This is a genomic window from Phytohabitans sp. LZ39, from assembly GCF_059359075.1.
In genome coordinates this window covers 77,901-95,809 of sequence record NZ_JCADBM010000008.1, presented here as the reverse complement: position 1 = coordinate 95,809, position 17,909 = coordinate 77,901, and the positions used below count along the sequence as shown (strand labels likewise).

The window sequence follows — 17,909 nt, the reverse complement described above, 5'->3', positions numbered from 1 at the left end:
GGGCGTCCGTGGCGAGAAATTGCCCCTCTAGGGGCCACAGATCGCCACGGACGCGGCGATCAGTCACGCCGCGAGCTCGGGTGCGCGTGACCAGCGGCGGATGGGTGAGGCCGCGGGAGCGGCGGTCTGGACCACGACGGGCGTCGCGGTAGCTCGAGTCTGATTTGAACCGGGGTTTCGGGACCGTTGTTTTGCGGTGCGCTTCTACCAGGTGGTCGGCTTTACGGGCTGGTAGAGCCAGGTGTCGAAGAACGCGTCGAGTCGCTTGCCGCTGCGCTTTTCGGCCAGGCGGACGAAGTCGGCGGTGGTGACGTTGCCGTCGCGGTTGCGGGCGTACCACTCGCGGAGGATGCGGAAGAAGGTCTTGTCGCCGACCTTGACCCGCAGCGCCTGGAGCGTCGCCGCGCCCCGGTCGTACACCGTGCCGGAGAAGAGGAACTCGGGACCGCCCACGTTGCCCGGGGGCCGGGTCCAGATCGAGCTCGTCGCCGGGCGCGCGTACACCTCGTCGAACGACGCCTGCGCGGTCTGGCCGCCGTGCTTTTCGTCGTAGATCCACTCGGAGAACGTGGCGAAGCCCTCGTTGAGCCAGATGTCCGGCCATACCGTCAGGGTCACCGAGTTGCCGAACCACTGGTGCGCCACCTCGTGCACGACGGTGGTCGGGTTGGGCGTGCTGTCGTACTGCACCTTGGTCTGCGACTCCAGCGCGTACCCGACCTCGGGCGCGTGGTCGACCACCGCGCCGCCGCTGCTGAAGGGGTAGGGGCCGTACAGCCCGGCGAAGAACTCGATGATCTCGGCCTCGGCCGCCAGCCGGTCGAAGGCGCCGTTGGGCACCTCGACGGGGTCGACCGCGTGGTAGAGCGGGATGCGCCCGGCCTTGCTGACCCGCAGCTCGAAGACGCCGTTGGTGGCGGTGGCGAGGTACGGGGCCATCGGCGAGTCCTCGTACCAGTGCCAGGTGGTCTTGCCGCCGTGGTCGCGCCGGGACAGCAGACGCCCGTTGCCGATCGCGGTGATGCCCTTCGGCACGGTGATGGCCATGTCGTAGGTGGCCTTGTCGCGCGGGTTGTCGTTGGCCGGGTACCAGCCGGGGGAGCCCTGCGGCTCGTTGACCACGAACGCGCCGTCGGCGGTGGGAACCCACCCCTCGCTGCTGCCGTCGGGGTCGATCACCTCGGTCGGCTCGCCCTTGTAGTCGACCTTCACGACGAACGCCTTGCCGCGCCGCAGCGGGACCTTCGGCGTGATCACCAGCTCCTGGCCGTCCCGGGTGAACGAGGCGGGCAGCAGGTTGACCGTCACCCGCGTGACCGTGAAGCCGCGCAGGTCGAGGTCGAACCGCCGCAGGTCCTGCGTGGCCCGCGCGGCGATGACGGCGGACGCGTCGAGGTGGTTGGTGGCGCGCACGTAGTCGAGGTCGAGCGAGTAGTGGCGCACGTCGTAGCCGCCGTTGCCGGCCAGCGGATAGTACGGGTCGCCGAGGCCGGGCGAGCCGACACCGGGCGCCGCGGAGGCGGGTGTGGCGACGACCAGCGAGATGGCGGCCGCGGCCACGCCGGCGGCGGCGCGGACCACGTGACGTCGGGCCATGGGGGACTCCTCTCGCCGGGCTGGCCTGCCGATGCTCCCAGAAGCCACGACCGCCGTCCACAACCGGCCTCAGAGTGCGGGCTGGACCCTGAGGCCGAGGGCTTCGGCGAGGACGACCGCCTGGTCGGGGTCGATGACGGCCTCGCGCAGAGTGACCGTCAACGGGTCCAGTGTGGACAGGTCGGAGCCGCGCAGGTCGGCGCGGGTCAGGTCGGTGTGGTGCAGCAGCGCGCCGGCGAGGTCGACCTGGCGGAGGGTGGCGCCGGCGCACTTGGCTCCGGTGAGGTCGGCCTCGCGCATGCGTACGCCGGCGATCTCCGACTTGCTGAGGTCGGCACCGGGCAGCCCGACGAACGACCAGTCGCCGCCGGTCACCTTCAGGAGGCCGAACGTGCACCGGTCGAACATGCTGCCGACCAGCTTGCAGCCCGTGAAGGCGGCATCGAAGAACGAGCAGTTGGTGAACGTGCAGTTGACGAACGCGGCGTCGCTGTGCGCGGAGGCGTTGAAGCGGCAGTCGCTGAACGTGCACTCGGCGAACGACGCGCCCTGGTTTACCACCTCGGTCAGGTCGACGTCGTGGAACGCGACCCGGGTGTGCTCCTGCCCGGAGATGTCGTCGCACGCCCAGTCTTCGTGGCGCACCTCGGTCTCGGTCGGCGGTGCCGGTGCCCCGTACCTGCGCTCAGCCATGGTTGTTGACCCTAGCGAGCCACCCGTCGAGGTAGCGCGCGAGGGCGGCGACGGCAAGCGCGATCGCCAGCACGCCCGCGACGTTGCGCAGCGCGACGGCGTAGCCGAGGTCGGTCACGTCGAGGAACGGGTACGGGTACCAGTCGGTGGCCGCGCCGCGCACGAGCGTGTACGCCACCCAGGCCGCCGGCCACGCGAACGCCCAGCCCACCACGCGCCAGGTGACCCGGGGGCGGGGGCCGAACAGCAGCCAGCCGGCCACGGTCCACAGTGGGCAGAAGTAGTGGAAGGCGGCGTTGAGCCACAACGCGAGGCCCTCGTGCGACACCTGGCCGGCGAGCACCGTCGCGTACACGATGCCGGTGATCGTGATGCCGAGAAGGCCGTCGAGGCGCAGGACGCGCCACCAGCGCCCGTCCCTCAGGGGGTTGGCGGCGAGGGTCGCGGCGGCGGCGAGCACCAGCAGGTTGCTCTGGATCGTGAAGAAGCTGAGCAGGTTGACGACGCGGGTGCCGGTGCCCGCGGGCGCCTCGCCTTCGGCCGCGTTGACGTCGGCGCCGCCGCGGAGCACCAGGACGAGCTGGGCGACGAAGGCGGCCGCCACGACGGCGAACAGGACGGCGTGCCACAACCGGCTGAGCTGGCGGCTATTGCCCACAAAAGGAACATATCAGGCAAGGGTCCGCGCGAGTGCCACGAGGGCGTTGGGGTCGTCGGCGTAGAAGCGGACCTCGTCCACCGGATCCTCGTGCACGGGCAGCGTGAGCGGCTCGCGCAGCGTGACGTCGATGCTCGTCTGCCCGCCGGTGCCGAGGTGGAGCACCGTCCCCTCGACCTGGACGCCGCGGCTCGACGGCAGCGAGCGGTAGCGGTGCCGGACCGAGGCGATCGCGTCCCACGGGATCGTGATGTCGATCGAGGTGCCGTTGCGCAGGCGGATGCCGGCGTCGCCCACGACGTGCGGGTTGGTGAGCAGCGCGCCGAGTGCGCCGATCATCCAGATCAGGCCGTAGACGCCGGCGACGAGCGCGGCGTACCGGACCGTCGACCACGGCACGAGCCGGCTGATGACGAGGTCGAAGATCGGGATCTCCAGCGCGGACAGGACGATGAAGACCGCGAAGATCGGCTTGACCGGGCCCGCGTGCCCGAAGGCCACGTCGCCGGGCGCCAGCTGGACGGGGCGCCGGGTGAGCCAGCGGAACAGGCCGCGCCACATCGCCGTCTCGTAGCGGATGACCGTGCGGAGCACCGCACACCTCCTTTCGCGTTGCAACTGCAACGTAACACGCGTGACGTTGCACTCGCAATGTGAAAGCATGTGGGCATGCCCAAGGTGGTCGACCACAACGAGCGCCGCACCCGCATCGCCGAGGCGCTGCTGCGGGTGGCGGGGGAGCGCGGGCTCGAAGCGGTGAGCCTGCGCCACGTGGCTGCCGAGGCCGGCGTGACGTCCGGGATGGTGCAGCACTACTTCCGCACGAAGGACGAGATGATGGCCTTCGCGCTCGCGGTGGTGCGGGAGCGGAGCGAGGCGCGGCTCACCGCGGCGGCCGCCGCGCTCGGCGCCGACCCGCCGCCCCGCGAGGTGCTCCGCACGATCGTCGCCGAGGTGCTGCCGGTCGACGAGCCGCGGCGCGCCGACGGCCGGGTGGCGCTGGCGTTCCTCGCGTACACGGCGGTGCGCCCCGAGGTCGCCGGCCCGCTGCGCGCCGACACCGCGGCGATGCTCGCGTTCGTGGCCGAGCAGATCCGCGCCGGCGGGCCGCGTCCGGGGACCGATCCGGACCGGGCGGCGGTGGGCCTGCTGGCGCTCATGGAAGGGCTGGGCCTGCACCTGCTCGGCGGCCACTACGGCCCGGAGACCGCGCTGGCCGCCCTCGACGCCCACCTGGACACGATCTTCGCGTAGGAGTTTGCGCCCGCGCGGCGTCGGGCATCCGGGTGCATGCTCGGGTTCTTCCTGGAGGGGTACGGCTGGTTGCCCAACCGCCGCCGGCGCGCCGGCGAGCACGTGGTCGAGACCCGCGCGTTCGGGTGGCGCGTGACCGCCCTCTGCGGCCCCGACGCGGCCCGCTTCTTCTACGACGAGACCAACATCCAGCGCCATGGCGCGGCGCCCGGGCCGGTGCAGGACACGCTCTTCGGCCGCGGCGGCGTGCAAGGCCTGGACGGGGTGTACCACCGGCTGCGCAAGGCGATGTTCCTCGCGATGCTGACCGGCGAGGGCGTCGCGCTGCTGGAGCGGTACGCCGCGGACGCCTGGGACGCCGCCGCCGAAACGTGGTCCACGCGCGACAGTGTGGTGCTGTTCGACGAGACCGCGGAGGTGCTCGCCCGCGCGGTCGCGCCGTGGGTGGGCCTACGCGCGGACGAGTCGCTCGCGGCCGACCTGGTGTCCATGGTGGACGGGTTCGCCACGCCCGGGCCCCGCCACTGGCGCGCCCGCCGGGCGCGGGCCCGCCGCGAGCGGTGGCTGTCCGATGTGGTCACCCGGGCCCGCGGCACGTCGCCCGCGCCGGCCGGCTCCGCGCTGGCCGCGATCGCCGAGCACACCGACTCCGCCGGCGACCCGCTCGACCCCCGCGTGGCCGCCGTCGAGCTGCTCAACGTGCTGCGGCCGACGGTGGCGGTGTGCTGGTACGTGACGTTCGCCGCACACGCCCTCCACCTCTGGCCCGAGCACCGCGACCGGCTGCGCGACGGCGACCCCGCGTACGCCGAGGCCTTCGTCCACGAGGTGCGGCGCTTCTACCCGTTCGCCCCCTTCGTGGGTGGCCGCGCCACCCGTGACCTGGAGTGGGACGGCCACCGCATCCCGGCGGCCTCGCTGGTGCTCCTCGACCTCTACGGCCAGAACCACGACCCGCTGCTGTGGCCCGACCCGTACGGCTTCGCGCCCGGCCGTTTCCTGGAGCGCCGGGTGGGCGCCTACGAGCTCGTCCCGCAGGGCGGCGGCGACCCGCTGACCGGCCACCGCTGCCCCGGCGAGATGGTGACGATCGCGCTGCTCCGCACGCTGCTGCCGAGGCTGGCGAAGCTCGACTACACGGTCCCCGACCAGGATGTGGACATCTCCCTGCGCCGCGTCCCGGCCCGCCCGGCCAGCGGCATGGTCCTCACCGACGTCCGGGTGCCAGCGCACGTTGGAAGTTGACACGCGGGGTCACGTGCCCGCATCGTCGTGCGCACCGGGCGTCGAACGGGAAAGGGCCGACCTTTGGTGGACCAGCGCACGCGCCAGTACGTCATCGTCGGGGCCGGTCCGGCCGGTTTGCAGCTCAGCTACTTCCTCCAGCGCGCGGGGGCCGACTACGTCGCGCTGGAGCGGGAGCCGGGGCCGGCCGCGTTCTTCCAGCAGTACCCGCGGCACCGCCGGCTGATCTCGCTCAACAAGGTGCACACCACCAGCACCGACCCTGAGATCAAGCTGCGCTGGGACTGGAACTCGCTGCTCAACGACTCACCCGACCTGCTGTTTCCCAAGTACAGCACCGAGTACCTGCCGGCGGCCGACGACCTGGTCCGCTACCTCGCCGACTTCCAGCGGATCCACGAGCTCGACGTGCGCTACGACTGCCCGGTCGACCGGATCGTGCGCCGCGACGGCGGGTTCGACGTCCACTGCGGACCGGAGACGTGGCGGGCCCGCGCGGTCATCGTCGCCACCGGGTGGGGCCTGCCCTTCGTGCCGGACATCAAGGGCATCGAGCACGCGGTCGGCTACGAGGACGTCGCGACCAAGCCCGAGGCGTTCGCCGGCCAGCGGGTGCTGATCATCGGTAAGGGAAACTCCGCGTTCGAGACGGCGAGCGCCATCTTCGGGCACACCGCGATGGTGCACCTGGCCAGCCGCCAGCCGCTGCGCCTGGCGTGGAATACCAAGCACCCCGGCGACGTGCGCGGGCAGTACGGCGCGATCCTCGACAGCTACCAGTTCAAGACGCTGCACTCGGTGCTCGACTGCGTGATCGACGAGATCCGGCCGGTCGACGGGGGTTACGAGGTGGACATCACCTACACCCACGCCGACGGCGAGCGCGACACGTTGGTGTACGAGTCGGTGGTCCGGTGCACCGGCTTCCGGATGGACACGTCGCTGTTCGACCCCAGCTGCCGGCCGGAGATGGTGCGCGACGGGCGGATCCCCGGGCTGCGCCCGGACTGGCAGTCGACCAATGTGGACGACCTGTACTTCGCCGGCACGATCGCGCAGGCCCGCGACATCAAGCACGCCTCGTCCCCCTTCATCGACGGGTTCCGCTACAACCTGCGCACGTTCGCCCGGCTGCTGCGCGAGCGGTACGACGGGGTGCCGCTGCCCAGCGGCACGGTGGCCGCCGACCCGGAGGCGCTCACCACCCACGTGCTCGACCGGGTCAACTGGAGCTCCGCGCTGTGGACCCAGTTCGAGTACCTGTGCGACTCCTACGTGCTCGACCCGGCCACCGGGTGCTTCCGCCACTACGAGGACCTGCCCGAGGACTACGCGGTCGAGCGCTTCCGCGACGAGCCGCACCACTACACGGTGGCGCTGCGGTGGGGGCGCGAAGAGTACGGCGACGTCTTCGCGATCGAGCGGCACCCGACGCCGAGCCGGGCCCGGGAGAGCGCGTTCATCCACCCGGTGGTCCGGCGCTACCGCGGCGCGGAGCTGGTCGCCGAGCAGCACCTGCTGGAAGACCTGCTCGCCGAGTGGCGCCGGCCGGAGCGCCACGTCGAGCCGCTGCTCGCCTTCTTCCGCGCGGAGCTCAGCAGCGCACCATGACCTCGGCCAGCGGCTTGCGGGTGAGCGCGGGCACCCGGGCGCCGGGTGCCGGGCGGCCGACCGGGATCACCAGGTAGGGGCGCTCCTCCGGGGGCCGCTCGCAGACGTCGTTGAGAAAGCGCATCGGGCTGGGCGTGTGCGTCAGCGTGGCGAGGCCGGCCTGGTGGAGCGTGGCGAGCAGCAGCCCCACCGCGATGCCGACCGACTCCTTCACGTAGTAGGGCTTCGGGCTGTGCGGGCCCTGATGCACCTCGAACACGACGATCACCGCCGGCGCGACCTCCAGAAACGGCTTGCGCCAGTCGGTGCCGAACGGCGCCACCGCGTCGAGCCACTCGGCCGGCGCGCGGCGGCTGTAGAACTCGCGTTCCTCGGCCTCGGCGGCCTCCCGCAGCCGCCGCTTGCGGGCCGGGTCGCTCACCACGACGAAGCGCCACGGCTGCACGTGCGCCCCGCTGGGCGCGCTGGCGGCCGCCTGGATCGCCGCCTCCAGCACGCCGTCGGGCAGCGGCTCGGGGGAGAAGTCGCGCACCGAGCGGCGCCGGGCCATCTGGTCGGCGAACCGCTTGGCCGCCTGCGTCGCGTCCACAGGGGACAGTGGCGGCAGGTCGAGTGGCTCGGTCGGCAGTGGTGCGCTCACAGACCAACGATGGCACGGCTGGCGCGGCGTGTCGTTATCGCGCCGTGCTCTCTGCGGGCGCGGTGCTGGCGACGAGGTGGTCGACCGCGGCGGTGAGGCCGCCGGCCGCCGCCCGCCGCTGCCGGGTGGCGCCGTCGCCCTCGGCGGCGAGCCGACCGAGCCAGTCGCGGACCCGGTCGAGGTCGCCGAAAGCGGCCAGCGCCGGCCGGGCGCTCTCGACGAGCCGCTCGGCCAGCTCGATGGCGGGCACGAGCCGCCCACCGGGGAGGTCGACACCGTGCCCGGCGATGCCGTCGCGGGCCGCGCGCCAGTAGGCCAGCCGCATCAGCTCCGGCGCCACCTCCGGTGCGGGCTCGCCCCGGTCGACGGCCGCGCCGGCCGTCACCACGAGGCCGCGCACCAGAGCGGCGAAGGCCGCGGACTCCTCCGCCGTCGGTGGCACGTCGGCGACCCGTACCTCCAATGTGGGCTGACGCGCGGAGAGCCGGATGTCCCAGAAGAGCGTGCCGATGTCGACCATCGCCCCGGCGTCGAGCATCGTGCCGACGACGTCGTCGTAGTGTGCGGCGGACGCGAAGACCGGCGGCGGCCCGGCGACCGGCCAGCGGTGCCAGGTGACGGTGCGCCAGCTCGCGTACCCGGTGTCCCGCTCGTCCCAGTACGGCGAGTTGGCGGTGAGCGTGATCAGCACCGGCAGGTGCGGGCGCAGATGGTTGCCGACCCGCACGGCGCGGTCGCGGTCGGGCACCTCGACGTGCACGTGCACCGCGCAGATGCCCAACTCGTCGTGGAGGCCGCGGAACGTGGCGGTGCCGCGGTCCTGCCGGGGGCCCTCGGTGATCGGCGGCGGTGCGGCCCGGCCCACCACGGGCGTGCCGGTGGCCACCACGCGCAACCCCTCGGCCGCCGCGGCAGCGGCCAGCTCGGCCCGACCCTCGGCGAGCTGGCCGTGCAGGTCGGCCGCGGTGTGGCAGGGCGCCGTGCGGGTCTCCACCTGGAGCTTGGTGATCTCGCCGCCGACCCGGTCGCCGAGCCGCTCGCGGGCCCGTGCGATCACCCGGGCCGCCTCGGGGGCGATCACGCGGGTCTCCGCGTCGACGACCAGAAACTCTTCTTCCACGCCGAAGCGGGGCGCGCCCCCGTCGATCCCCATGCCGGGGACAGTAGCGGGTCGCTAACGGGCCGTGGCGAGCAGGCTCTCCATGACGGCGGCCAGCAGCGCGGCGCGTTCCGGCAGGTGGCGCACCTCGATGTACTCGCCGCGGGCGTGCGCGCCGCCGCCGACCGCGCCGAGACCGTCCAAAGTTGGCACACCGAGCGCCGCGGTGAAGTTGGCGTCCGAGGCACCGGGCGCGTACGCGCCCTCGACCGGGGGCAGGCCCAGATCCTTCGCGGCCGCCGCGGCCACCTCCAGCAACGGGCGGGCGACGTCCGGGGTCATCGGGTACCGGTTGACGCCGCCCTCCAGGACGAGCTTGGCGCCGCGCACGTGCGGCCGCAGCGCGCGCAGCTCGCGGTCGACCCGGTCGAGCTCGGCGGGGGTCCAGGCGCGCACGTCCACGGCGAGGGTGGCCCGCTCCGGCACGGTGTTGGTCGTGGTCCCGCCGGCCAGCAGCGTCGGCGTCACGGTCGTGCCCGCCGTGGGTGAGGCCAGCGCGGGCAGGGCGAGTACCTGGTGGGCGATCTCGACGGTGGCGTTGACGCCGCGCTGGGGCTCGACGCCGGCGTGCGCGGCCCGGCCACGGGCCACGAGCCGGTACGCCGAGCCGCCCTTGCGGGCCACCTTCAGCAGCCCGTCCGGCGTGCTCGGCTCGCACACCAGCACGGCGCCGGAGCGGCGGGCCTGCTCCTCGATCAACGCGCGGGAGGTGGCCGAGCCGGTCTCCTCGTCGCAGGTGAGCAGCACGCCGACGCGCGAGGTGCCGCCGAGCAGCTCCAGGGCGGCGAACATCTGCACGATGCCCGCCTTCATGTCGCAGACGCCGGGCCCGGTCGCGAGGCCGTCGCGCACCGCGAACGGCCACGACGCCAGCGTGCCCGCCGGCCACACCGTGTCGAAGTGGCCGAGCAGCAGCACCCGCTGGTCCGGCGCCGTCCACAGTAGATGCGGGAGCCCGTCGCGCGTCACGCGCTGGGCTGGGCGGCCCAGCGCGGCCTCGCCCCAGCCGGCGAGCAGGTCGGCGCAGGCGGTCAGGTGTGGTGGCGAGCCAGGTGGCGACTCGTGCCGGACCAGCTCGCGCAGCCGTAGGACCATCGCCTCGGCGCCGTCCCGCGCCGCCCGCACCATCGCGGTGCCCCGTTCACCGTCCACGCATCGACGATCGCACCCGCCGCCGCTCGACGCCTTCGCGGAAAGTGCCGTCATACCGCACATCCGCGTATTTCGCCGGCGGCGTCCCTCGTCTACATTGGCGGGCGTGGCACACATCGATCTCGGCGTCGACGAGCAGCTGTTTCCGGGCATCAGCGGGCCGATGCGGTTCCGGCCGGAGACCGCCAAGCCGCTCAACGAGCTGGCCGAGGTGCTGCTGCGCGGGCCGCACACGCTGTCGCGGGGCGAGCGGGAGCTGATCGCCGCGTACGTCTCGGGCGGCAACGAGTGCGCGTTCTGCCGCGACTCGCACTCCGCGTTCGCGGCGGCCCAGCTCGACGGCGGCATGAAGGTGGTCGACCAGGTCGTGTCCGACCCGGAGAGCGCGCCCATCTCGGCCAAGCTGCGCGCCCTGCTGCGCATCGCGGCGGCCGTGCGGGTCGACGGGCGCGCGGTGACCGCCGAGCTCGTGGCGGCCGCCCGCGACGAGGGCGCCACCGACGTGGAGATCCACGACACGGTGCTGATCGCCGCCGCCTTCTGCATGTACAACCGCTACGTCGACGGGCTCGCCACGCTCGTGCCGGCCGACCCGGCCATGTACGAGATGAGCGCCCGCAGGATCGTCGAGCGCGGCTACGGCGCCCCCTAGCGCGGTGGCCGCAAACCTTCACCGGTGGTGAGTGGTGGCCTCGGCCGGCCCTCGCCCGGGCCGGCGAAGCCGGCCAACGGCCCCAGGTAGGCGAGGACGGCCAGCACGCGGCGGTGGTCGTCTGCCGACGGGGGCAGGGCGGCCAACCCCGGACGCGACAACGCTCCGCTGTTCGATCCTCTCCCTCCGGCGCACCCAAAAGGTAGACTCCGATCGATATGTTGATCGTTCCACTGGAGGAGGTTTCGTGCGCGCGAAAACCCTTTTCACCGCCGTGGTCGTCGCCGCGTCCCTGGCCGCCGCCCCGGCGTCGGCCGGCTCGGCGGCTCCCGCCGACCCGGTGGCGCCGACCGGCTGCGCGCCCACCGATGCGACCGGCCGGCCGATCCAGCTCGGACACGCCGACAACGGGCGCACCATCTGCCTGCAACGGTGGCAACGGCTGTACGTCACGCTCTCCGTCGACCCGGTGCGATACCCCAACCCGCACAACTGGTGGACCCCAGTCCAAGCCAGCGGCGACGTCCTGGTCGCACTGCCGCTGCCGGCGCCCCCACCACCCGGCACGACCGCAGCCGCATACCGCGCTACCCGGCCCGGCCGCGGCGGCCTGGCCTCGTACCGGGACTTCTGCCCGCCCGAGATCCCGTGCGGCGCGCCGGTGCTGCCCTGGCGGGTGACCGTCGACGTGAACTGATCCCGGGGCGGCCCGGCCGGCGGATCATCATTGGGATCATGCCGGAGAGGATCGGCCCGCTGCGGCCAACTGTCAGCATCATCGCGCGGTCACCCGGTGACGCGTTACGTCGACCTGGTCGTGTGCCAGTCCGCGCAGAACTCCGCCAGGCTGCTATGACGCCGTTCGGGCTCGGTTTCGCATGCTCGCATCGCGACGCTCCAGAGCCTGTCAGGACCGCGGAACGCCTCCCGGTTCATCGTGCCGTCACCGAGCAGAACCAGCACTGTACGCCCGAGTGTGAATACGGAGGTCCGCTGGTCGATCATCGCGCCTTTTACGAACTCCTCCGGTGCCATAAAGCGGGTAGACCCAAACATCCGACCCATCTCGTTACGGAACGGGCCAGAATGGTAGTTGTCCAGGTCCATAATAGACAAGCGGTGGGTAGTGAAGTTGTAGAGCAGGCACCCGTCGTAGAAGTCGCAGGCCACCTCGCCGCCTCGGCCGAGCAGGTCGTGAACGTCGACGACGGTGTCGAGCGCGGCGACGATGCGCTCGATCGGCAGGTGCCGGAACCTGTAGAACGTCGACGCCGGATCATCGCGGGTATCGCGAGGGACACCGAGCAACTCGCCATCAACCCAGCCGTAGACCAGCATCGGTCCGTGCGGCGACTCAATCACGCGTTTCAATAGCGGCAGGGCCGCATGCCGGTAAGCCTGACCGATTCGGGCCGCGTTGCGCAGCAACCTGACCCGCTGCTCGTGGGTGAGATGCGGCAGGTCGAGTTCGGGGCTTCCGGCGGTCTTGACGAAGTACCGTCCACCGCCGACCTCTACGCCGTACGACACGTTGCCAGAGTCTTGGTGGTCAAACACCGCGAAGATCGCTCCGGCATCGCGGAGGTGCTCTTCGGGGGCGCAGTCGATCCAATCCAAACTCAACATGCGAGCCAGATGCCCTTCCTTCACAGCCGCGAGTATCGCTCAGCGTCATATGACGTACGGGATCAGAGCGCGCCGCTTCGCCGGGTATTCGGGGAACCGCTGGTGGTACCAGGCATGGTGGTCTATGGCCCGGGGCGCGAGATTCGCCACCGTGTAGACCACGAATGCGAGTCCGGCGGGTGACCAGGTGGCGAGTGCCCAGCCGGTCCATTCCACTATCTCGCCGAGATAGTTCGGGCAGGAGACCCATCGGTACGCGCCGCCGTACGGAATGTGGTATCCATCGCCGGCGGACGCCCGCAGGCGGCGGAGTTTACGGTCGGCCCACACGTGCAACGTCAGGCCACTGGCGAAGAGCGCCACGCCGATCAGAAACCGCGGGTCGGCCAACCAACCAACCGGGTACTGCCCGAGCGTGCCAATCCAGTAGGCATTGATCGAGGCGTTGAGCACATTGAACGCGATGGCGAGCAGGACCACCACAACCGGCATACGTCTTCCACCCCGCAGCAGAAACGGGTAGACAAAGGCGCGGTACAAATAGTGGCTCTGCCACATAGCGAACAGCACCAGCGCCACCAGATCGGTCCGCCTCGGCCCGGACCAGAAGACAACCACGAACAACAGCGACGAGACGCTCTCCATGACCAGCCAGCCGGCCCGCGCCGGCACGGTAACGCCCCACCCCTCGCGTAGGTGGCGACCGTACGGCGCGGTTATGAAACGCAGCGCGACGAAGGTGACCACGGCGAGCGCGAACTCCAGAAACACCAGCATCCAGTACGAAGTCGGCACCAACGAAGTGTAGTTACACATCGATGACCGCGAGGACCTCATGAGCTTTGGCAGCGACCCGACCGTAGGGCCGCAGCGGAGCCTCAGACACGTTTGGCGCTCCGGGCGGCAACGATGGCTATGAGGCTGAACAGCCCCACCAACACGCGATCGAAGGCACGGTCGGGCAGAAGCCACCGTGCGAGCAACGCCGCTTTCGCACCACGCCCGACCGCGTACCGAGCACGCGGCCGCCGCACCGTAGCGGCCCGGCCGATCGCCCGGGCGACGACCGAGGGCGATGAGATGCCCTTAGCCTCCGACAACAGCGCGGCCGCGTACCGACGGGCGTACTCGGCATAGGCGCCGTTGCCGGAGACGGCGAGCAACCGATCGCCGGCGACCCCAGGGAACTCGGTGGCGATGCCGCCGGGCCGAATCAAAACCACGTCGATGCCGAACGGCCTGAGCTCAACCCGTAGACAGTCGCTAAGGCCTTCGACCGCGTACTTCGTCGCGTGGTACCAACCACCCAGCGGCTGGTACATCCGCGCGCCGACCGACGAAACATTGATAATGCGTCCGGAACCCTGCACCCGAAGATGGGGCAGCACGAGCTGGCACAGCCGGGCCACGCCGAAGAGGTTGACATCGAACTGCCGCCTGGCCTCGTCCAACGACACGTCCTCGAGCGCGCCGAAGGATCCATATCCGGCGTTGTTTACCAGCACGTCGATACGGCCCGACTCCCTGACCACCCGATCGACCAGCGCCACCAGGTCGTCCTCGTGGGTGACGTCCACCCTGACCACACGGATACCAAGGGCAGCGAGCGGAGCCATCCGATCCAACCGGCGGGCGGCCGCGTAAACCTGGAACCCTCGCTCGTGCAGCCATCGGCTAGCGGCCGCGCCGATCCCCGAGGACGCACCGGTCACAATGGCGACCCTGCCCATATGCCCACCCTTCGCTGGCCGCACGGGGACCGACGAGGTGCTCAGGGTATCGACGTCCACGACGGGCCACAGCCGCTGCGGCACATGTCCGACCAACAACCCCACAGAGCGCGGCTATGGACGCCTGCCGCCCGGCCACCGCGGCGCCCTCCGCCAACCTTCGGGTGCCGCATGGCGTGGCGGCCTTGCGTACGAACGCGCACGGCAGACCCACGTGCCGGCCCAAGGCGGTGACCACCGCGATGCCGCCCATCTCCAGGCCGGCGAGTACCTCGGTGCCTTCCGGCACGAGACCGGCCATGCGTTTGGCCACCTCGTCGAGCGGTGGTGGGTCCGCTTCCACCTGCTATCCGGCCGGAGCGGAGTACGAAGTCGCCGGTAAGGCGGCAGGCGGTGTGGATCCGTGCGGGCAGGTCGCTGGTGCTGGTCACGGCGTCCCAGCATGCCAGGATGGGGCGTGGAGTTCACCTACGTGGCGCGCCGGCCGGAGGCGCTCGCGCCGTGGGTGGAGTCGGTTTGGTTCGCGCGCGGGCGGATCGACTACCGGCGCGAGCTGATCGCGCCGACGGGCTCCAGCGTCGCGGTTGTCGTGCTCGGCGACCCGATCCGGCTGGTGGCCGGGGACGGGGCGGGCTTCGTGGCGCGCGGCGGCTTCCTGCTCGGGCCGCACGATCGGCCGGTGGTCAACGAGCCGCTCGGTGAGACGTACTGCGTCGGGGTGGTGACGACGCCGGTCGGGTGTCGGGCGCTCTTCGGTGTGGCGCCGGCGGCGGTGCGGGGGCGGGTCGTCGACCTGCTCGCGGCGTGGCCGCCTGCCGCGGACCTGCGCCGCGCGCTGCTCGCCGACTCCAAAACGCCGACAGCGGAGGCGGCGACCGAGGTGGACCAGGCGAAGAAAGCCGAGGCGGCGCTCGATCTGTACCAAAGCGTGCTGGCGCCCGGCGAGCCGGGACCGGCAGTGCGGCGTTGTGCGGCGGCGGTGGCCGCGCTCGAAGAGGACCCGCTGCGGCCGATCGCGGGGCTGGCCGCCGAGTTGGGCGTGTCGCACGGGCACCTCGACCGGGAGTTCACGGCGGTCGTCGGGCTGTCGCCGCGCGTGCTGTCGCGGATCCTGCGGCTGCGGGCGCTCCTCGCGGCGATCGACGTCTACGGGACGGTCGACTGGCCGGGGCTGGCGGCCGCGTACGGCTGGTTCGACCAGAGCCACTTCATCCGGGACTTCCGGCGCCACACCGGGGTGACCCCTTCCCGGTACGTGGCCGCTCAGCGGGCCGCCTTCACGCCCGACCAGGCGGCGCCGGGGTTCGTGCCGGAGACGGGCGTCGATGTGAAGTCTGTCCAATACGCTAGCCGGGGTGGCCGGGCACGCTGACCGCCGTGACCACCGCCTTCACCGCCTCCACCACCGTCGAACGTCCCGTGCCCGAGGTGTGGGCGCGCCTCACCGACTGGCCGGCCGCGCCCGCCTGGATGCCCGGTGTGGACAGTGTGCGGGTGAGCGGGTCGGAGCTGACCTTCCGGGCCCGTGGGCGGGACCGCACCGGGCGGGTCGAGGTGGTCGAGCCGGGGCGCACGGTGGTGGTGCACTCCGCGCAGGGCGGCGTGACCGCCGCGTACACATACACCTGCGTGCCGGACGGCGACCGCACGCGGGTCACCCTGACCGCCGACTGCCGTGCCGGAGGGGTGTGGCGGCCGTTCGCCGGACTGCTGCGCGCGGCGATCCGGCGCGCCGACGGCGGCCAGCTCACCGCCTTCAAGCGGGTGGTCGAAGCCGGTTAGCGCGGTGGCCACAAACCTTCACCGGTGGGGCGGCGGCCTTCGGCCGCCGCCCCACCCGGGGCCGGCGAAGCCGGCTAGTGCGGGTGCGGATGCTCGTGGTCGTCGTGGATGCCGTGGCTCATCCGGAAGACGTGCCCGTCCGGGTGCCGGACGTGCATCTCGCGCACGCCCCACGGCATGTCGGTCGGCGGCCAGGTGACCTCGATGCCGGAGGCGACGCAGCGTTCGTACAGCGCGTCGACGTCGTCCACCCAGATCGACATCCACGCGCCCCGGTCCGCGGTCTGGTCGCCGTCCGGGCCGAAGGTCGCCGCCACGCCGCCGTGGCCGCGGCCGCCCTGGCCGTCGAGGCAGAGGAAGATCTCGCACGCGCCGGAGCGGACGCCGCCGAAGGTGGGCGGGTCGCCCCAGTCCCACGCCTTCTCCCAGCCGAGCGTCTCGAACCACCGCACGCTCGCGGCGAAGTCGCTCACGTTGAGGATCGGGTTGACCACGTGCGCCGTCATGGCAGCAGCGTAGGCGTCAGCCGGTGCGCCAGGGCACCACGCGGTGCATGGCGGCCAGGGTCAGGGCGGTGACCGCCGAGACGACGCCGGCGATGCCCGCGGCCGCGCCCCCGTAGGCGGCCATCAGCGTGCCGCGGCCGAGCTCGTCGACCGGGGTGGTGGCGACGCCGTCGACCCACCAGAGGGCGCCGGCGGACACCGCGAGCAGCAGGGCTGAGGCGATCATCAGCAGCGCGACGGCGAGCGGGCGGGCGTCGTCGGTCTTCACGCGGGCGTCCCGGCCGTGCGCGAGCACCAGCAGCAGGCAGGCGAGCGCGGCGCACCCGCCGACGACGAGCACCGCGCCGGCGACGTCGCTGGGACGGTGCCAGCCGAGCGACATGGTCGCCACACCCGCGGTGGTGGCGTAGAGGGCGCCGAGGACGGCCGCGACGCCGCGCGCTTTCGGTGGTACCACCAGGACGAGCGCGATGACCACGGACATCGCGACGGTCGCGTGGCCGCTGGGGAAGCTGTTGCCGGCGGTCACCCGCTCCGGGTCGACGCCGAAGTCCGGGCGGTAGATGCCCTGCTTGATGACCTGGGTGACGATGTTGGCGGTCGCCACGAACGCGGTGACCACCACCGTGAGCAGCACCCGTCCGCGGGCCAGCGCGATCACCGCGACGACGATGGTCGCCACCGCGAGCGAGCCGAAGGACACCGCGTTGAGCACGGTGCTGGCCAGCCCGTCGACCCGGTCCTGGCCGATGGCGTTGCCCTCCAGAGCGACGGTGTCGAGCAGCTGGCCCCGCTCGGTGCGCACGAAGAAGCGCCACAACAGGCCGACGCCCGCGGCCATGGCCAGCCCCAACACCACGAGCCACGCGGCCGGGGCCGTCACCCGGCCTTCTCGGACCCTCGTCTGCACCGCCGTCACGGCGCCATCTTTGCCCCAGTCGCTCACGTTTCAATCCCACCACGGAGATAGGCCAGCACAGCGCGTACCCGTCGATGATCGTCGGCGTTGGACGGCGGCAGGTCGAGTTTCGTGAAGATCGCGTTGATGTGCTTTCCGACCACCTTCTCGCTGACGGTGAGGCGGCGGGTGATGGCGGTGTTCGAGAGGCCCTCGGCCATCAGCCCCAGCACCTCGCGCTCGCGGGGCGTGAGGCGGGCCAGCGGGCTGCGCTGCCGGGCGAGCAGGTGGCGGACCACTTCCGGGTCGATCACGCAACCGCCGGCCGCGACCCGCTCGACCGCGTCGACGAAGTCACGCACCTCCAGCACTCTGTCCTTGAGCAGGTAACCGATCCCGCCGCTGTCGGTCGCGGCGAGCATGGTGTCCGCGTACGCGGTGGCCACGTACTGGCTCAGCACCAGGATCGGCAGCCGCGGGTGGTCGCGGCGCAGCGTGATCGCGGCGTGCAGCCCCTCGTCGGTGAACGTGGGCGGCATCCGCACGTCGGTCACCACCACGTCCGGCCCGTGCTCGGCCACGGCCGGCGCCAGCCCGTCCGCGTCGCCGACCACCGCGACCGCCTCGTGGCCGAAGCGGGCGAGCAGCGCCACCAGGCCCTCGCGGAGCAGCACCGCGTCGTCGGCGAGGACCACGCGCAGCCCGGC

Annotated in this window: 20 protein-coding genes; 7 read left to right on the top strand and 13 right to left on the bottom strand. The window is 72.0% G+C overall.

Going from position 1 to position 17,909, the window contains the following annotated elements:
- Nucleotides 1–204 precede the first annotated feature (204 nt).
- From AC5L36_RS17500 to AC5L36_RS17485, 4 genes are all read right to left on the bottom strand, one after another.
- Nucleotides 205–1,596 (bottom strand): M1 family metallopeptidase, encoded by a 1,392-nt coding sequence (locus AC5L36_RS17500; protein WP_441217239.1) that lies wholly within the window; start codon nt 1,594–1,596, stop codon nt 205–207.
- Between the two features lie 69 nt (nt 1,597–1,665).
- Entirely contained in the window at nt 1,666–2,289 is a 624-nt protein-coding gene (locus AC5L36_RS17495; protein ID WP_441217237.1) for a pentapeptide repeat-containing protein, read from the bottom strand.
- Nucleotides 2,282–2,947, bottom strand: a complete 666-nt coding sequence (locus tag AC5L36_RS17490) for a Pr6Pr family membrane protein (protein WP_441217235.1) — start codon at nt 2,945–2,947, stop codon at nt 2,282–2,284. The genes AC5L36_RS17495 and AC5L36_RS17490 overlap by 8 nt, the downstream gene beginning before the upstream one ends.
- Before the next feature lie 12 nt (nt 2,948–2,959).
- On the bottom strand, nt 2,960–3,541 hold the full coding sequence (locus AC5L36_RS17485) for a PH domain-containing protein (protein ID WP_441217233.1): 582 nt from the start codon (nt 3,539–3,541) through the stop codon (nt 2,960–2,962).
- Between the two features lie 75 nt (nt 3,542–3,616).
- Here AC5L36_RS17485 and AC5L36_RS17480 point away from each other — a divergent pair, with 75 nt between their 5' ends.
- From AC5L36_RS17480 to AC5L36_RS17470, 3 genes are all read left to right on the top strand, one after another.
- Nucleotides 3,617–4,201, top strand: a complete 585-nt coding sequence (locus tag AC5L36_RS17480) for a TetR/AcrR family transcriptional regulator (RefSeq protein ID WP_441217231.1) — start codon at nt 3,617–3,619, stop codon at nt 4,199–4,201.
- Between the two features lie 36 nt (nt 4,202–4,237).
- Entirely contained in the window at nt 4,238–5,446 is a 1,209-nt protein-coding gene (locus AC5L36_RS17475; RefSeq protein ID WP_441217229.1) for a cytochrome P450, read from the top strand.
- A gap of 66 nt (nt 5,447–5,512) precedes the next feature.
- Nucleotides 5,513–7,057, top strand: a complete 1,545-nt coding sequence (locus tag AC5L36_RS17470; protein ID WP_441217227.1) for an NAD(P)-binding domain-containing protein — start codon at nt 5,513–5,515, stop codon at nt 7,055–7,057.
- Here the strand turns inward: AC5L36_RS17470 and AC5L36_RS17465 are convergent.
- The 3 genes from AC5L36_RS17465 to AC5L36_RS17455 all read right to left on the bottom strand — a co-directional run bounded on the left by AC5L36_RS17465 (nt 7,041) and on the right by AC5L36_RS17455 (nt 10,008).
- Nucleotides 7,041–7,607, bottom strand: a complete 567-nt coding sequence (locus AC5L36_RS17465; protein ID WP_441217721.1) for a nitroreductase family protein — start codon at nt 7,605–7,607, stop codon at nt 7,041–7,043. The genes AC5L36_RS17470 and AC5L36_RS17465 overlap by 17 nt on opposite strands.
- A 124-nt stretch (nt 7,608–7,731) precedes the next feature.
- Complete coding sequence (locus AC5L36_RS17460; RefSeq protein WP_441217225.1) at nt 7,732–8,850, bottom strand: carboxylate-amine ligase; 1,119 nt, start codon at nt 8,848–8,850, stop codon at nt 7,732–7,734.
- A gap of 21 nt (nt 8,851–8,871) precedes the next feature.
- On the bottom strand, nt 8,872–10,008 hold the full coding sequence (locus tag AC5L36_RS17455) for a M20 family metallopeptidase (RefSeq protein ID WP_441217223.1): 1,137 nt from the start codon (nt 10,006–10,008) through the stop codon (nt 8,872–8,874).
- A 106-nt stretch (nt 10,009–10,114) separates the two neighbouring features.
- Here AC5L36_RS17455 and AC5L36_RS17450 point away from each other — a divergent pair, with 106 nt between their 5' ends.
- Together AC5L36_RS17450 and AC5L36_RS17445 are read left to right on the top strand one after the other, a co-directional pair.
- Entirely contained in the window at nt 10,115–10,660 is a 546-nt protein-coding gene (locus AC5L36_RS17450) for a carboxymuconolactone decarboxylase family protein (RefSeq protein ID WP_441217222.1), read from the top strand.
- 247 nt (nt 10,661–10,907) lie between these two features.
- Entirely contained in the window at nt 10,908–11,357 is a 450-nt protein-coding gene (locus tag AC5L36_RS17445) for a hypothetical protein (protein ID WP_441217220.1), read from the top strand.
- 104 nt (nt 11,358–11,461) lie between these two features.
- Here AC5L36_RS17445 and AC5L36_RS17440 read toward each other — a convergent pair whose 3' ends face one another.
- From AC5L36_RS17440 to AC5L36_RS17430, 3 genes are all read right to left on the bottom strand, one after another.
- Nucleotides 11,462–12,310 (bottom strand): serine/threonine protein kinase, encoded by an 849-nt coding sequence (locus AC5L36_RS17440; protein ID WP_441217218.1) that lies wholly within the window; start codon nt 12,308–12,310, stop codon nt 11,462–11,464.
- Between the two features lie 21 nt (nt 12,311–12,331).
- Nucleotides 12,332–13,063: a methyltransferase gene (locus AC5L36_RS17435; RefSeq protein WP_441217216.1), complete on the bottom strand. Its 732-nt coding sequence runs from the start codon at nt 13,061–13,063 to the stop codon at nt 12,332–12,334.
- A 101-nt stretch (nt 13,064–13,164) separates the two neighbouring features.
- A complete protein-coding gene (locus AC5L36_RS17430; protein WP_441217214.1) occupies nt 13,165–14,016 on the bottom strand; it encodes an oxidoreductase in 852 nt (283 codons plus the stop codon).
- A gap of 457 nt (nt 14,017–14,473) precedes the next feature.
- Here AC5L36_RS17430 and AC5L36_RS17425 point away from each other — a divergent pair, with 457 nt between their 5' ends.
- On the top strand, nt 14,474–15,388 hold the full coding sequence (locus tag AC5L36_RS17425) for an AraC family transcriptional regulator (protein ID WP_441217212.1): 915 nt from the start codon (nt 14,474–14,476) through the stop codon (nt 15,386–15,388).
- Nucleotides 15,389–15,393: 5 nt separating this feature from the next.
- Entirely contained in the window at nt 15,394–15,798 is a 405-nt protein-coding gene (locus AC5L36_RS17420; RefSeq protein WP_441217210.1) for an SRPBCC family protein, read from the top strand.
- A 74-nt stretch (nt 15,799–15,872) separates the two neighbouring features.
- Here the strand turns inward: AC5L36_RS17420 and AC5L36_RS17415 are convergent, their stop codons facing one another.
- The 3 genes from AC5L36_RS17415 to AC5L36_RS17405 all read right to left on the bottom strand — a co-directional run bounded on the left by AC5L36_RS17415 (nt 15,873) and on the right by AC5L36_RS17405 (nt 17,903).
- Complete coding sequence (locus AC5L36_RS17415; protein WP_441217209.1) at nt 15,873–16,304, bottom strand: bleomycin resistance family protein; 432 nt, start codon at nt 16,302–16,304, stop codon at nt 15,873–15,875.
- A gap of 16 nt (nt 16,305–16,320) precedes the next feature.
- Nucleotides 16,321–17,145: a phosphatase PAP2 family protein gene (locus AC5L36_RS17410; protein WP_441217720.1), complete on the bottom strand. Its 825-nt coding sequence runs from the start codon at nt 17,143–17,145 to the stop codon at nt 16,321–16,323.
- 101 nt (nt 17,146–17,246) lie between these two features.
- Nucleotides 17,247–17,903, bottom strand: a complete 657-nt coding sequence (locus tag AC5L36_RS17405; protein WP_441217718.1) for a response regulator transcription factor — start codon at nt 17,901–17,903, stop codon at nt 17,247–17,249.
- Nucleotides 17,904–17,909: the final 6 nt, after the last annotated feature.

Bases quoted from the DNA above. Each gene is read 5' to 3' on its own strand.
- AC5L36_RS17500 (WP_441217239.1), bottom strand. From the start codon at position 1,596: ATGGCCCGACGTCACGTGGTCCGCGCCGCCGCCGGCGTGGCCGCGGCC.
- AC5L36_RS17495 (WP_441217237.1), bottom strand. From the start codon at position 2,289: ATGGCTGAGCGCAGGTACGGGGCACCGGCACCGCCGACCGAGACCGAG.
- AC5L36_RS17480 (WP_441217231.1), top strand. From the start codon at position 3,617: ATGCCCAAGGTGGTCGACCACAACGAGCGCCGCACCCGCATCGCCGAG.
- AC5L36_RS17475 (WP_441217229.1), top strand. From the start codon at position 4,238: ATGCTCGGGTTCTTCCTGGAGGGGTACGGCTGGTTGCCCAACCGCCGC.
- AC5L36_RS17465 (WP_441217721.1), bottom strand. From the start codon at position 7,607: ATGGCCCGGCGCCGCTCGGTGCGCGACTTCTCCCCCGAGCCGCTGCCC.
- AC5L36_RS17460 (WP_441217225.1), bottom strand. From the start codon at position 8,850: ATGGGGATCGACGGGGGCGCGCCCCGCTTCGGCGTGGAAGAAGAGTTT.
- AC5L36_RS17435 (WP_441217216.1), bottom strand. From the start codon at position 13,063: ATGCTGGTGTTTCTGGAGTTCGCGCTCGCCGTGGTCACCTTCGTCGCG.
- AC5L36_RS17430 (WP_441217214.1), bottom strand. From the start codon at position 14,016: ATGGGCAGGGTCGCCATTGTGACCGGTGCGTCCTCGGGGATCGGCGCG.
- AC5L36_RS17415 (WP_441217209.1), bottom strand. From the start codon at position 16,304: ATGACGGCGCACGTGGTCAACCCGATCCTCAACGTGAGCGACTTCGCC.
- AC5L36_RS17410 (WP_441217720.1), bottom strand. From the start codon at position 17,145: ATGGCCGCGGGCGTCGGCCTGTTGTGGCGCTTCTTCGTGCGCACCGAG.